Consider the following 13,809-nt stretch of genomic DNA (forward strand, 5'->3'; position numbering starts at 1 on the left):
CGAAGACTAATAGGGACAGGCATAGTAACACTTGAAAAGCACCTTCCAAAATGTCACTCTAGTCACACAAGGAAACAAACTGGAGTTACGGAATGACTCAACCACGCGGCACGCTCGTGTCGGCTACCGACACGCCCTATTACCATTGCGTTTCACGGTGCGTTCAACGGGCCTTTTTATGTGGCTACGACCAACACACTGAGACCGATTACGAACATCGTCGACAATGGCTAGAGTCCAAACTGCATCATGTTGCGACCGTGTTTTCGATCAAGCTATGTGCGTATGCCGTGATGAGCAACCACTACCATGTGGTCGTACATCTTCGGCCAGACGACGCCGCGCACTGGAGTAACCGCGAGGTGGTTCAACGCTGGCATACGCTCTTTAGAGGAACCTACTTATCGCAATGCTATAAAACAGAGATACGCTACTACCCGCGCAAACTGCGGTGCTTTATCGTGACATCGAAACATGGCGTGAGCGCTTATCAAGCCTGTCATGGTTCATGAAAGTGGTGAACGAATCGATTGCTCGAAAGGCCAATATAGAAGACAACTGCACAGGCCATTTCTGGGAGAGTCGATTTAAGAGTCAGGCCCTGCTGGATGAGCGAGCTTTACTTACGTGTATGGCCTACGTTGACCTGAACCCGATTCGAGCGAAGATGGCTGCCACGCCCGAGACATCAGACCACACCTGTATAAAAGCCAGAGGCGAGCGACGCACTTGAGTGGAATAGGGTGAAAAGTACAGCTACACCAGCTAGCAATCCGCTAGTGGATCTGCTGACTTGAAAAGTTAAGCGATTGCTGCCGCGGCTCATGAGCTTATTCGGTTTGCATTTAGTGAGGTACTCATATTCGTCCTAGTTTGTTTGCAGTCATTTGACTTCCTATTTACCAATGCTTCTCTCGTAAGCTCATTCGAATTGTTCATACTTGCTCTTGCTCTATTAGCGATGTTATCGATTAACGCCGTACGGTCGAACCACCTTGCCACGGCAATCCGAATACTTTGATTGCATTTGTGAATAAGCCATATTATTGATCAAATAACCCGACGGCCGCATCTACCTGCCCCAACCACAGTGTTCCTTTCGTCCCGACTACTACGCTATCTAGGGTCTGAGTATCACTCCATCCTTGAGGTTCTTGCGCAAATCAAATTCAACATTTCGGTCATTTGGCGTGGGATTAAAGTAATGAGTAATCATTGGAAACTCACCATAAATTTTACCGTAATGTGCTGATTCGATATTACCGTCTTCATCGATTTTGGTGCGCACTCGGAAGTAGTAGTTGCGATTCTGATCGAACGTATTAATAGGTTTTGAATCAGGCCCACTTCTTGATCTTAAGAAACTCCACTGGCCTATATACCCAGTTGCCGGAGCGAGATAGGCGGACTTATATTCACTTTCGATATCACTTTTCCATTTATTGCTCATTTCAGTAACGTAAAAGGGAATAAGGCCGTCTAGATCACCGCCAAATTCTATTGTTAACTCAAAATTATGCTGAAAAGCCTTTTGATAATTATAACTGCCCGAAAATATTAGATCAGAAACATGGCCCTTACCAAATGGCCCTGTAAAGTCCCCCGCAAGCAAATCATAGCCTATAGACTTAGCTGGGTTTTTTTCAATAAGACTCTGAATTTCTTCCTGTCTGGCTACATACATTGCAATCGGGTTTTTAACTTCGCGAAGCTCTAATGTCAAATCCTGATCACCATAACCTGTACGGTGGCCGCTATCGTAATAACCCTCCTTGGTAACCAAAATTGATTGCCCATAAATCCCTTTTTCCGTTGCTTCTACCTTTCCATCAGTATCAGTATAACCTATGTAAGAATTCCCTCCCTGGCTCAGCATAAACCCCATATCAACTTTAGCGCCTTCGACGGGGTGATGATCTTGATCGACCACCTGCAACTTGACGTTAACAAGTTTACCTGCCGCACAAGCTGAAAGTGAAATCATCGACAAACCAAATATTGCTATAAACTTAACAAATTTCATAGTGCAGAACCCTCTGTTAATTCGGCGATGGATGAGACTAATAGGGACAGGCATAGTAACACTTGAAAAGCACCTTCCAAAATGTCACTCTAGTCACACAAGGAAACAAACTGGAGTTACGGAATGACTCAACCACGCAGCACGCTCGTGTCGCCTACCGACACGCCCTATTACCATTGCGTTTCACGGTGCGTTCGACGGGCCTTTTTATGCGGCTACGACCAACACACTGAGACCGATTACGAACATCGTCGGCAATGGCTAGAGGCCAAATTGCAACATGTCGCGACCGTCTTTTCGATCAAGCTTTGTGCGTATGCCGTCATGAGTAATCACTATCATGTGGTAGTGCATTTGCGACCAGACGATGCCGCGTAATGGAGCAAATGTGAAGTGGTTCGACGCTGGCATAGGCTCTTTAAAGGAACTTACTTATCCCAATGCTATTTGAACAGAGATACGCTTTTACCCGCGCAAATAGCCGTGCTTGATCGAGACATCGAAACTTGGCGTGAGCGCCTATGTAGCCTGTCTTGTTTCATGAAAGTGGTCAATGAATCGATAGCCAGAAAAGCCAACATAGAAGACAACTGTACAGGCCATTTCTGGGAGAGTCGATTTAAGAGTCAGGCCCTGCTGGATAAGCGAGCTTTACTTACGTGTATGGCCTACGTTGACCTGAACCCGATTCGAGCGGAGATGGCTGCCACGCCCGAGACATCAGACCACACCTGTATAAAAGCCAGAGTCGACATTCTGAAAAATCAACAAAAGCCGAGTCGCTCCATTGAGGAATTCGCGGGATCTAATCCCGAGAAAAAAGGCTTACCCTTTGTGTTAAGAGACTACCTTGAACTGGTTGATTGGACGGGGAGAATTATTCGTGAAGGTAAACGTGGCTACATAAACCCGTCAACACCACCGATTCTTGAGCGCTTGACACTCGATCGTGATGCTTGGCTAATTTGACTACCCAGTTCGAACAACAGTTCGGCCAATGGGTTGGGTCTGAGATCATGGTAAGGCAAGTTTACTCAGATCGGCACTATCAACGTATACCCGCCACAAATTCACTGCTTTAATTCGTTAACAAAGTCCTCTAGAGACCCAATCGCCGGTGGCGAGAATGGCACTCGCCTAGACTTTGCAAAAAGACCAAATCACTCGAGTTTTAGCACAGAAAATATGAGTCTTGAGCTATAAAGAACTAGATTTACTTGCGATTCGTTATCGGAAAAATCAAGTTCATATCTCTCCTTAACATGCCTATCCTTGTTATTCTTATCTGGAAAATCTAACCATGCTGACGCATTCAACTTAGTTTGGCCGTTGCTGCTCTAGATAACTTCACAATTCCCCACATTGAACTAAAAAATTGAATGAGATTAGACGTGTAAGTAGGCAACCAGTTCTTCTTTAGAGTGGCTGTCCATTATTATTTTTGTATTCTTCCAAATGAGAATTGAGCTTGATCTATTACGGGGCAGCGTAGTTCTGCCTCTAATGTGAGTTCCTTGGAACCAGTTTGTAAAGAAGATCAATAGCGATGTCAACATTGGCGCTGACGTCGCTCAAACTGACGACATAATGAGTTGTCGATTCAGACATAGCTAATCGGTTTCAGACGCATTCATTGCTTCTTCCTTGTGGCGGTGAATGAAATCTATCAATCTGTAGTAATTTGGAGGCCAGTCCACTGATTCGAGATGACTCAAAATCTGGTGCTCTACGTCGATATCATGATGTTCCAGCTTGTCTGTATATTCATAATTGACGTGATACCCCAATAAACTTCCTAAAAATCTCCGAACTGCATCTTGTTGCTCAAACGCTTTTTTTTCGTTTCCAGTCATCTTCCCCTCCAAATATCGATCTAAATCATGCTTCAGGCTGAAAGCGCCACTATTTGTTACGTAGTCCTTCTTGATAACTGGAATAAGGGAATACCAATAATTAAGATCAGGTAAGACGACAATATCTCCATCATCAATGTCTTGATCAAATAAGTAACGCTCTATCTGCATCATTATTCCGACGAATGTATCAACTGGGTCAATGTAAATTTGAGGCACCCATTCGTTTACACCCAAACTGAGTGGAAAATCGTTCACAGCCACAAATTCAGAACCGTAAATCATTCTGAATAATTTCAATGTAATCGACGTATCCACGACAGGCCCGGATGGCAATGTATGAAACACGCTCCAAAAGTATCCATTCTCCGGAGAGCTCGCCCCTTTGTACAAGTGCGGATTCAAAACTCTTTCCGTCGTATTTTGAAGTACCCAATCCCAAAAAATGGAGATATTGTTAAGATACGAATCCAAATCCCTGTTGAAAGTGTAACTAGCAACCGTCGACCAGCTAGGTACTATACCCAAATCATCTAACTCCCCAATATAATTCGATACATCTCCAGAATCGTAGAATCTGCGTATAGCAAGGAACTGGGGCGATTCGGATACATCTATACCATCAATTTGGTGAACAGACGAGATACTATCAATTTGTTTTCTAATCCATTCTGACCTCAAAGCATCAAACTCAGCGTCAGTCATTTGGGTTTCATCTTTGTACTTCATCTATTCTAAACCTTCCTCTCTCAAATTTTGCAATGCCTCTTCAGCTAATGAAAAACCTTTTATTTTGAGCTGATTTAATAGTTGTGCTGCCCCATCGACATTAATCGAATCGACTTTATCCGATTTAACTGTGGACATCAGACTAAGACTAATAGGGACAGGCATAGTAACACTTGAAAAGCACCTTCCAAAATGTCACTCTAGTCACACAAGGAAACAAACTGCAGTTACGGAATGACTCAACCACGCAACACGCTCGTGTCGGCTACCGACACGCCCTATTACCATTGCGTTTCACGGTGCGTTCGACGGGCCTTTTTATGTGGCTACGACCAACACACTGAGACCGATTACGAACATCGTCGGCAATGGCTAGAGGCCAAATTGCAACATGTCGCGACCATCTTTTCGATCAAGCTTTGTGCGTATGCCGTCATGAGTAATCACTATCATGTGGTCGTGCATTTGCGACCAGACGATGCCGCGCAATGGAGCAAATGTGAAGTGGTTCGACGCTGGCATAGGCTCTTTAAAGGAACTTACTTATCCCAATGCTATTTGACCAGAGACACGCTTTTACCCGCACAAATAGCCGTGCTTGATCGAGACATCGAAACTTGGCGTGAGCGCCTATGTAGCCTGTCTTGGTTCATGAAAGCTCATTAACATGCCTGTCCTTATTATTTACATTTAAAGTGTCCGTTAAACTATGACAGCTTCAAAAAAGATTCTAGGCGATCAAATTCGTTCTCAAATCAAAACACACAGCCACCGCTGTTTACAAGAACTTAAACTGTAACTATGAACGTTTTTTAATATACAATCAGTGGCAGCTGTTCGTTACAGTTATTTGGGCCCAAAATGACTGGCTATACTGCCAATATAATAATAAAACTCAGAGACTATGACCTTGTATAACATTCCTGTAAAAACAACATTCCTATTATCGTTTTCGTTACTTGCATCCCTATTTCATTTTGCCTCCACGGCTCATGCTGGCGCATTGCAAGATGCGATTGACAACGAAGTTCAAAAACTTACCGAAGAGTCGGTTGGCAACCTCGAAAAACAAGCGATGGATGCTAGAGTAAAAGCCACTCGTAGCGCTCTTTTTCCATCGGTAAGAATTAGCGGCACCGAGGCTCAGCGCAGACAGTCGATTCGCGCAGAACAGAACAGCTTGATACTTTCAGGGGACAACACCTTTGATAATAGGCGCTATATGGCTATTCTCGAACAGCCGCTATTCGATAGAGAAAAAACCAGCGCCTTAGACGAAGCAAAAGTTTACGCCGAATTTGCCAGCCAAACAGTCGACTTCGAACGCCAACAAGTCATTTCAGGATTGCTAGCTGCATACCTGGAAATTGCGAAAGGCAAAGAAATTGACGAATCATTCACTCGAACGTTGACCAATTTAGAACGAGAACATAAATCGGCGCAAAAAAAGCTCGATTTAAAGCTTATTACTTCTGGCCAATTAAATACAATCAAACTGCATCTTCTTAATGCCACAAAGAATCGCGACCTAAGTAACTCAGATACAGCAAGAGCAAGATCGTTCATGGACGCACGACTCTTAGGTGGCGCAGCTGCGATTCCAACCGTAGCCGATAATGCCGACCTACATGCTCTGACGATACCAGCAGAAGACCAACTGTCTAGATCTGACGCGGATATCATTAGCTTGAACACCGACATTGCATTACTGAAGGCCAGAGCAAAGAAAGAAAAAGCAAAACGTTTGCCAAAAATCAATTTAGTTGCGTTATATGAATACGATGATGCGGCCGAAACGGTATTCGGCGGCCCGAGCCGTATTGAAGATTATGAGGTGGGAATAGTTTTACAATGGGATCTATTCAAGGGCGGTTATTCAAAACATAAGGTCCAAGAAATTAAGTTTCTACAACGCGCCAAAGAGCAACGCCTCAACGAAGCGCTGGCAGGAGTTAACAGCACATTACTGTCGCACTCTGGCGCATTTCAAGACGCGCTGGCTCGCTTAACACTTGAGCGCGACATGATGACATTTCGGAAGCAAGTGCTTGACGCAACGGTAAAAGGTTTTAGTGTTGGCGAACAAGATTACCTCGGTACTATTGACGCGGCACTGTTATACGAAGAAAGCCGACGAAACCAAATCGAAGCCAAATATAAGGTGTTAACCGAATTTGTTGCTGCCCACCGCCTAGCCGGATCACTTAGCTCTGACGCGGTTCCGCAAATTGAATCACTGTTTGAGCAACAGGTGTTGTGAGCAGACATTGTGAATAGACAAAAACTTAAAAAATTGATTGCGGTAACGCTATTCTGCGCGGCGGCGACTGCGTCCGCCGATGAAGCATTGTCAACATTAAGCTTTAATGTTGACAATCGACATGGCAAGGACGACATCACGCTCTTTCAGTGCAGCTCATTGGACTGCAGTGGGCAATCGAAAGAGTTACTCGCCAATATAGCGCATGGACAGTTAGGTGACGGTTGGCCGGTAACCACTCGTCATCCGACTCAGCAAGCGGTATTGAAACTATTGCTACAGAATAAAACTGATCAACGCACGTGTAGCGTTACTCTGGGGCAACATGGTCCGTTCATGCTAATCACGCCTAGATTTGACGACCATGAGGTTAACTGCGATGTCTCGCACATCACTAATTAGCCCAATTTCGATACAAGAAATACGTCTTTTCGACCTGTGATTTGAATTAGGTGTTAAACCCATCGCTTGTTGCGAGCTGTTAGTCAATTCAGCTCTGAGCATTGTTTTACCGCCTTTGTCAGCGCGCCTTATTAGCTGGACTTGACACCTTTTCGTGTAGTCTAAGCCCATCAGAGCGCGCTAACTGCGGGACGCATCTCAGTACCTCCAAGTACGCCAATGTAAGAAGAAAACTGCTTAGGCAGGCACTTGGTTTGCGATGCAGGATTAAATCAAAACATCATAAACAGATTGGACTAATAACGCCTGTGTGAGCCACCTTGATGATAAAACACATTGATTGATCCCGCTCTACTAGCTCATAAATAACACCAGACATTGAGTCTGAAGCTCGGTCGGTATTGGCTGAAATAAAGACCCGCCCGTTTGCCAAAACCTTAATTGAATGCATTATCTCGATTGAAGATGAACCCAACTTTAGTTCTATTGGCGTGAGCAGGTACTCATCTAAGTCTCCATTGAAATCGACACCAAGCAACTTTAGGTTATTTTGAGAATCTATCGAGTCTCGCACTCCCACCAACCAATCGAAGTCTTGCCCAGCTAACGTGGTGTTGTCTTTACTCAACGCCTCCAGAACAACGCCCTGCCCTAGGCTACGATCTATAGCGAGTACCGGTGGTTCATCGCTTGCTTGCGCGTCTCGATTACTAAGATAGCTGTCATCTAAGAATCCATTAAAATTGTAACTGTATGTACCTTCGGCTTGGTTCCAGCCATAAAACTGTGCGGCGCTAAGCCAGTTAATTTCATCAATAGCAACCTCACCGAGGTCTACAACGAATAGAGCACCACTGGGGTCTTGACTAATTTGAGACGGACTTCTAAAGCCATACGCAAAGACCTCTTCAACTAAGCCACTGACTCCCACAAATGGATTGTCAAACGGGATGCTGTACTGCCCGTTCGCCGCGGTATGACCTTGTGGGTCAATTCGCAACACTGAGCCCAGAGGGTTGCTTAAATCACTCGCATTACCTTCTCCATGACCTCTAACGGTCTGAAAGATTGATCCGTTGAATTCAATAGTTTGGTCTTGATCGCCTTCCGCACCACCATCACCAAACCCTATAAGCAATGCGCCTGTAGAATCGAAATGCATTGCACCACCATTGTTACCTGCCTGAGGCTGAGCTATGCGCAACAGAGTCCTAGAGCTAAACGATGTAACTGCCAGATCTGATTGGGCAAGCACTGTCCATTCTGTAACGACATTATTGTGATGCGCGTCAACTCCATTGGGCAAGGTGGTGAAATCAACCGGTACCGCGCTTAACGGCTCGGTATGAAAAGTATAGAACTTTTTACTAGTGGCGTAATCTGGCGCAAACACCATATTGAGCAAACCGTGCTCAGAGACTCCTTGGCTTAAATCTGTTTCAACTAACAACCTTTCAGCAAGCTCTAAACCAAGGTCGATAAATACGCTGGCTTGATTATTGGAGGTATCAAAGCGGGTTATTAAACCATTTAAATCTACGATGAAAATCACATTTGGCTGGCTTGCCTCAACAACCAAGCCACGTGGCCAACTTAGACCAGACTGCCGGCTCTCTGCTGCCAGCTCGATGGCATCGCCGGATAGAGTCAAAGGCACACTAGGATTTAAGATTTTAGCCGGAGGATCTAACAGAGCCACTGACAGGTTGGCTGGTGGCAGTTGATTATTCACAACAGAGTGTGAGCCACTGGGCGATCCAAAATAATGGCTGTTTACCGAGCCCTCGCTCCAGCCAGGAAAGTATCCGGCTTGAACCTCGGTAATATTACTAGAGCCAGACTGATTTTGATCTGAATTCTCTAAACCAGCGAAATCAAAAGCATAGTCTAAATCAGACACGTCAAAGGGTCGCCGTGACTCGAGCAATTCAAAGACTTCCCAACCATAACTATTCCAGCCGTTGGTGGAACCGCCCGCTGGTGATACATGGCAGATTTGGCAAGCTGCTTGGGATTCGCCAATGTCCGTGAATTGCGCATAGCGGGCATTCCAGCGCTCAAGAAATGAGCCCATGGCATATGCCCCTTCCGCGCTGACACCTTGAATCGCTATACAAACAACTAGCCAAAAGCAAACACGCATACTTGTTGTTACAGCCTAAACGTTGCTTTTAAATAAATTATCAAACAATTGCGCTTGTTCAAGAATCGGCGCTTCGCCGGTGTAGTCAGGCGCGACACGCGGGAACACTACACTTCCGGACGTTGGCGCAATCGCTTCACATACGGATGCAAATAAGTGATCAAACTCGGTGCGCGGCGTGATATCTGGCGTGAATAATGCAGCGTCGGTGTATTTAGCAATCTCGTCATCTTGAAACAATTCGCCGTAAACACCACCGTTTACTGATTCACCAAATACCAACATAATATTCCCAGCACCGTGATCGGTACCTGAATCACCATTATCTCTAATCTGGCGACCAAACTCTCCTGCCGCCACAAACACGAGGTTTTGCTTGGTAGTTGAGTCTAAGTGTTTCCATAATGCCGATAGCCCGTAATGCAATTCAGCACCAAGCTCATCTTGCGGCCCACCAAACACATCTTGAAATGCACTTTCAATGCCACGATTAATATATGGGTCCTGCAAATCAGGTACATCCATGTTCTTTCTTTGCTGCGAATGACTGTCCCACTCGAGCGTGTATTGCAACGAGGCTACTTTCAAATCCAGCAAACAGTTTGCAGCCAGTACATCGTATAAATTACGAATTTGCTCGCCCCATTTTTGATCAAAACAAACATGCCTGGCAACGCCGTTAACGTCATCATTGAAGTCATGGGTTGGAAATTCTTCCGCGCTCCCCATTGGGTCTTTGCTTCGATCTAACGTGGGAGCATACAGAGCTCGTATCTCATCAGGCACATTGAAGTTGAGCTGGGTACTCATTTGCTGTCCCAACACGCGCAACCGCTGCTCGTGGGCTAACGGTTTATCATACTGTTGATTAAGGGTTTCCTGCTGCAACGACCCGTAGTAACTCTTGAGGGTTCGAGCCAACGCAAAGTCGGCTCGATTTGACTGGTCTTGATCTAAATCGTGCTCACGTAAACCAAGATCACGTGAGTTACGAATCGCTACTAAATTTGAATTGTCGATCAAATTTGGCTCGTAAACAGGTGAGGTAACTGGCCCAAAAGTAAAAGGGCTCGGTGTCTCGGTTAGTGCGACGCTGGCACCGCCAGCCGCTGTTGCAAGACGACCTCCCCAACCAGAGCGACCTCCGTCATCGACATTCGAAAGTATGTTTCCCTGATCTAATTGAATGACCGCGTGGTCATGAGCGCGATGAGTAGCGCCGACCATATTTGCACAGATAGCAACCTTGCCTTCTTTAAACATTCTGATCAGCCAGCCAGCACCATGCCAAATTCCAAACTCAGTGGTTGAGGAACTGGGGCCAACATAGATTGGATCTCCCACATTATTGGCAGTAGTAGCAAACGTGGCTGTATCAAAATGTTCGTAATGATCATTCCAGCGTGCACGCCAGGCGGCTTCTTGGGCAATAAGGTGAGCGTCATCCGATGCAAAGCCGCCACGAGCAACTTCGGTACGATGCGCACGTGAACGATATTTCCAGTACAAATATGCAAAGCTAGAACGCTGCTCGGTTGGCACCAGCACGCCGTCTACCCCAGGCATACCCGGCACTATAAAGTGACGAAAATCTGGGCCACCACCTAACATGATGTTGATCAATGCTCGTTGATTTAAAGGCTCAAAACCACTACCAACACAACCAGCAGCGCTGGCACTTTGCGAAAATGACGGAAGCGATGCAGCCGCTAAGGCAGCCGCGAGGCTTTGAATAAACTCTCTACGTTTCATTGCGAAGCCTCCGAAGAAATGTTCTCGTCACCAAACACGAATGGCGTTGCAAATATGAATGATAGAGCATGGTTAATACGCTCATTTGCATAGCGGCTCACCTGCCCTTCTTCGCTACCTAATGGCAGCTCCGTTTGGTGTAACTGATCTAACAATGCCTGTATCGTCGGATCGTTACTGATTTCGCTAGTGGTAAACTGCCTATTTAGCCATTCTTTTTCCTGAGTTGAATACCCGCCTTGATGAGAACAGTAGTTCAAGTCTGACAAAATATCGTTGATTGTCGCGACACTCTGATTATTGGCAATACGGTCTTCACGCATGCACAACAGATAAGCTAGATCATAAAAACGATCGTTATGTCCAACGTCATCGCTGATCGAGTAGTATCGCGTAGCCGCTAATAGAGGCAAAAGATGCGCCTCTTCAAGGTCTGTATAATCGTCCAAATCACCTATCGTATGCTCCCACAACCATCTGGCTACATGCCCGGCTGGGTAGGTTCCATTGACGCTAGGAATCACTTTTCTCCAATCCTTTGCCCAGCTATCGCCAGCATCGCAATCATTACAATAAGCGGCATTTCGGAACTGCAGCGACTGATCAGTCGCGCGATTGTAGTTATTAGCAAAGATCGCTACTGAGTCAGCCGCTTCTTTGGGAGTTTGCCCACCAAACACATTGTGCTCGGGCCTAAATACATCGACTAATTCATCATCAGTAATTATATCATCAAGCGGACGCCCAACACTGCCGCCGTTGCGGTATGAATAGAGTGCTTCGATGTTATCAATATTAAAACGGTTAGCTTTGTAGAAAGCTCTCTCAAAGCTTGTCAACGAGCGACTTTGTAATTCGTCGTGCAACAACGATGAGGTGGCGTACGCACGGATGAACTCTAGGAAATTTTTATTGCTGCCCATGCTTTGCCATGCCGCTCGCAAACTAATTTTCTTGTCTTCATTCAGCGTGTCATCAGCTAATCCTTCAACAATCATAACGGGCAAGTTTTTAAGACTCTCGACATGCTCAATAGAGCGCATCATCAAGTTATCGATTTTCTCTGACGCACTCGCACCAGAGACCTGCGTGTCATAAACGTCGGATGGATTGAAGATAGTTAGAGTTGGAACATGATGACTGTTAGTGCCGAAGTTAACAAACCGCGGATTTGCCGGCCCCACTGACATATCAGTAAGCATCTTGCTAGTGTTCTTAATGGTTACATTTTCATGATAGCTCGGGTCGCTAACACCAAAGATACCAAAATAGAGTTGGTGAATCTCGCGCGCAAAATCATCATTACAAAAACAAATTCCATTAAAAAAAACGCTGTTTTCATGCCCGTATTGAACCGCCACCGCCGAAGTCTTAGCCGCCAGCGCAAGCACTTGTTCATAACTAGCGCCAGACTCATGCGCCTCCATAATGACATCGTAATAATGGGCCATCTGAGTCGTGCTCACGGTCGCGTCTAGAGATAATGCCAAATGATAGTTAGTTTCCCAAAACCCAATGCGCTGCCGGAACGGGTTTAGGCCTCTAATAGTAGACATAATGTAGAAGCTTTCTTCTAGATTTTGACCCAGCAGCCTAAAGTGGTTACGAACACTGTAATCCATAGGTAGGTTAGGAAACGACTCTAGCCCCATGTAGTTGTCGGCGAATTCCACCAACGAAGCAAACTGAGTTGCAGCTTCAGGGTAACGTTCCCCAGGGATTAGCGGCGAAAGCTTTGAGTTATGTTCGTCAAAGTTCAACATCTCTTGGATCGCTACTTCGGGCAACATATTCGCCCAAGCCACAATTTGACTGTCGAAGGCTTGCCCGCCAAAAGCGAATAGCTTCAACACTTTGCGAACAGCTCGAACGTCCCAATCAAGGCGGTTAAGCCGCGGCAACTGCAAATCGAATTGCTGTGTTACTAGATCAACATTAGTAATCGTGCCGCTAGTCTCTGATTGATTTTCCAGCACCACGCTATTAGAGCCTACCAACAAACTAGCGTCTAACTGAATGCAGTACTCGCCCTCTCCTTTTAGCAAAAATGCATCCTGTTCAACGCCATTCAATGTCAGTACGAAAGCGCTCGGATCATTACTCTGATTTAAAGAATAGGCAAAACAAAAAACGGCGGACTCATTTGACTCCGGAAATACCTTAGAATATGGCTCGTCCACGGTGTACACGTTTGCATCGAGCACGTTGAGCGAAGCCGTTGGAGTAACCGAAATAGTCTCATCGTTTATGAGCAATGATAAGATTGCCGGCATATAGCCTTTCGCATCAGCCGCGGCATGAGCAAAACCGCTTGGAGAAAACAGACTCAACCCCCAAACTAGAAACACCGACAACAGTTTGACCCTGATTTTCAATAGTTTTGAAACTAATGAAGTCGAATTATTAAGTATTATTATCATACGACAATTGTAGCCGACTTTATGCTGGGAGCATTAACGAAAGCAACGCCTAATCAACGTTGCTGGACACATGCTTTTTAGTCACACACACATAGCTAGACACATGACTACCTCTGTATCATTTTAGCGGTGTTATTGAAAATTCCCACACGACTAACTTTGAAAGAATCGAGTTTTGTCTGAAACCTGAGCTAGTCAAACAAAAATAGAAATCGACTTTGCTGGAG

Annotated in this window: 13 protein-coding genes; 7 read left to right on the forward strand and 6 right to left on the reverse strand. The window is 45.4% G+C overall.

Annotation, left to right across the window (positions count from 1 at the left end):
* The first annotated feature begins 92 nt into the window (after nt 1-92).
* Together DFR28_RS06710 and DFR28_RS19825 are read left to right on the forward strand one after the other, a co-directional pair.
* On the forward strand, nt 93-512 hold the full coding sequence (locus tag DFR28_RS06710) for a transposase (protein ID WP_211316913.1): 420 nt from the start codon (nt 93-95) through the stop codon (nt 510-512).
* A complete protein-coding gene (locus DFR28_RS19825; protein WP_211316914.1) occupies nt 509-733 on the forward strand; it encodes a hypothetical protein in 225 nt (74 codons plus the stop codon). Before DFR28_RS06710 ends, DFR28_RS19825 begins: the two co-directional genes overlap by 4 nt.
* 387 nt (nt 734-1,120) lie before the next feature.
* Here the strand turns inward: DFR28_RS19825 and DFR28_RS06715 are convergent, their stop codons facing one another.
* Complete coding sequence (locus DFR28_RS06715; protein WP_113953577.1) at nt 1,121-2,023, reverse strand: hypothetical protein; 903 nt, start codon at nt 2,021-2,023, stop codon at nt 1,121-1,123.
* Between the two features lie 123 nt (nt 2,024-2,146).
* Here DFR28_RS06715 and DFR28_RS19830 point away from each other — a divergent pair, with 123 nt between their 5' ends.
* Nucleotides 2,147-2,401, forward strand: a complete 255-nt coding sequence (locus tag DFR28_RS19830) for a transposase (RefSeq protein ID WP_211316915.1) — start codon at nt 2,147-2,149, stop codon at nt 2,399-2,401.
* Nucleotides 2,402-2,470: 69 nt separating this feature from the next.
* Nucleotides 2,471-2,992, forward strand: a complete 522-nt coding sequence (locus DFR28_RS19835; RefSeq protein ID WP_211316916.1) for a hypothetical protein — start codon at nt 2,471-2,473, stop codon at nt 2,990-2,992.
* Nucleotides 2,993-3,633: 641 nt separating this feature from the next.
* On the opposite strand, the gene DFR28_RS06725 is transcribed toward DFR28_RS19835, so the two are convergent.
* On the reverse strand, nt 3,634-4,605 hold the full coding sequence (locus DFR28_RS06725) for a hypothetical protein (RefSeq protein ID WP_113953578.1): 972 nt from the start codon (nt 4,603-4,605) through the stop codon (nt 3,634-3,636).
* Entirely contained in the window at nt 4,606-4,743 is a 138-nt protein-coding gene (locus DFR28_RS19635) for a hypothetical protein (RefSeq protein WP_170132000.1), read from the reverse strand.
* A gap of 96 nt (nt 4,744-4,839) precedes the next feature.
* On the opposite strand from DFR28_RS19635, the gene DFR28_RS06730 reads away from it, so the two are divergent.
* From DFR28_RS06730 to DFR28_RS06740, 3 genes are all read left to right on the forward strand, one after another.
* A complete protein-coding gene (locus tag DFR28_RS06730; protein ID WP_113953579.1) occupies nt 4,840-5,271 on the forward strand; it encodes a transposase in 432 nt (143 codons plus the stop codon).
* A gap of 238 nt (nt 5,272-5,509) precedes the next feature.
* Nucleotides 5,510-6,865, forward strand: a complete 1,356-nt coding sequence (locus tag DFR28_RS06735; protein ID WP_113953580.1) for a TolC family protein — start codon at nt 5,510-5,512, stop codon at nt 6,863-6,865.
* A 9-nt stretch (nt 6,866-6,874) separates the two neighbouring features.
* Nucleotides 6,875-7,267 (forward strand): hypothetical protein, encoded by a 393-nt coding sequence (locus DFR28_RS06740; protein ID WP_113953581.1) that lies wholly within the window; start codon nt 6,875-6,877, stop codon nt 7,265-7,267.
* 280 nt (nt 7,268-7,547) lie between these two features.
* Here DFR28_RS06740 and DFR28_RS06745 read toward each other — a convergent pair whose 3' ends face one another.
* The 3 genes from DFR28_RS06745 to DFR28_RS06755 form a co-directional block, all read right to left on the reverse strand.
* Complete coding sequence (locus DFR28_RS06745) at nt 7,548-9,341, reverse strand: PQQ-dependent sugar dehydrogenase (protein WP_170132001.1); 1,794 nt, start codon at nt 9,339-9,341, stop codon at nt 7,548-7,550.
* Nucleotides 9,342-9,425: 84 nt separating this feature from the next.
* Nucleotides 9,426-11,162 carry a DUF1501 domain-containing protein gene (locus tag DFR28_RS06750; RefSeq protein WP_113953583.1) on the reverse strand — a complete coding sequence of 579 codons (1,737 nt, stop codon included), beginning with the start codon at nt 11,160-11,162 and terminating at the stop codon, nt 9,426-9,428.
* Complete coding sequence (locus DFR28_RS06755) at nt 11,159-13,537, reverse strand: hypothetical protein (RefSeq protein ID WP_211316917.1); 2,379 nt, start codon at nt 13,535-13,537, stop codon at nt 11,159-11,161. Before DFR28_RS06755 ends, DFR28_RS06750 begins: the two co-directional genes overlap by 4 nt.
* Between the last annotated feature and the right edge of the window lie 272 nt (nt 13,538-13,809).

This window comes from Arenicella xantha (assembly GCF_003315245.1).
GTDB classification, from domain to species: domain Bacteria; phylum Pseudomonadota; class Gammaproteobacteria; order Arenicellales; family Arenicellaceae; genus Arenicella; species Arenicella xantha.

What these genes read in the sequence shown, in the direction of transcription:
- DFR28_RS06715 (WP_113953577.1), bottom strand. Translation starts at nt 2,023, where the DNA reads ATGAAATTTGTTAAGTTTATAGCAATATTTGGTTTGTCGATGATTTCA.
- DFR28_RS06730 (WP_113953579.1), top strand. Translation starts at nt 4,840, where the DNA reads ATGACTCAACCACGCAACACGCTCGTGTCGGCTACCGACACGCCCTAT.
- DFR28_RS19635 (WP_170132000.1), bottom strand. Translation starts at nt 4,743, where the DNA reads ATGTCCACAGTTAAATCGGATAAAGTCGATTCGATTAATGTCGATGGG.
- DFR28_RS06725 (WP_113953578.1), bottom strand. Translation starts at nt 4,605, where the DNA reads ATGAAGTACAAAGATGAAACCCAAATGACTGACGCTGAGTTTGATGCT.
- DFR28_RS06750 (WP_113953583.1), bottom strand. Translation starts at nt 11,162, where the DNA reads ATGAAACGTAGAGAGTTTATTCAAAGCCTCGCGGCTGCCTTAGCGGCT.
- DFR28_RS06710 (WP_211316913.1), top strand. Translation starts at nt 93, where the DNA reads ATGACTCAACCACGCGGCACGCTCGTGTCGGCTACCGACACGCCCTAT.
- DFR28_RS19830 (WP_211316915.1), top strand. Translation starts at nt 2,147, where the DNA reads ATGACTCAACCACGCAGCACGCTCGTGTCGCCTACCGACACGCCCTAT.
- DFR28_RS19825 (WP_211316914.1), top strand. Translation starts at nt 509, where the DNA reads ATGAAAGTGGTGAACGAATCGATTGCTCGAAAGGCCAATATAGAAGAC.
- DFR28_RS06745 (WP_170132001.1), bottom strand. Translation starts at nt 9,341, where the DNA reads ATGGGCTCATTTCTTGAGCGCTGGAATGCCCGCTATGCGCAATTCACG.
- DFR28_RS06735 (WP_113953580.1), top strand. Translation starts at nt 5,510, where the DNA reads ATGACCTTGTATAACATTCCTGTAAAAACAACATTCCTATTATCGTTT.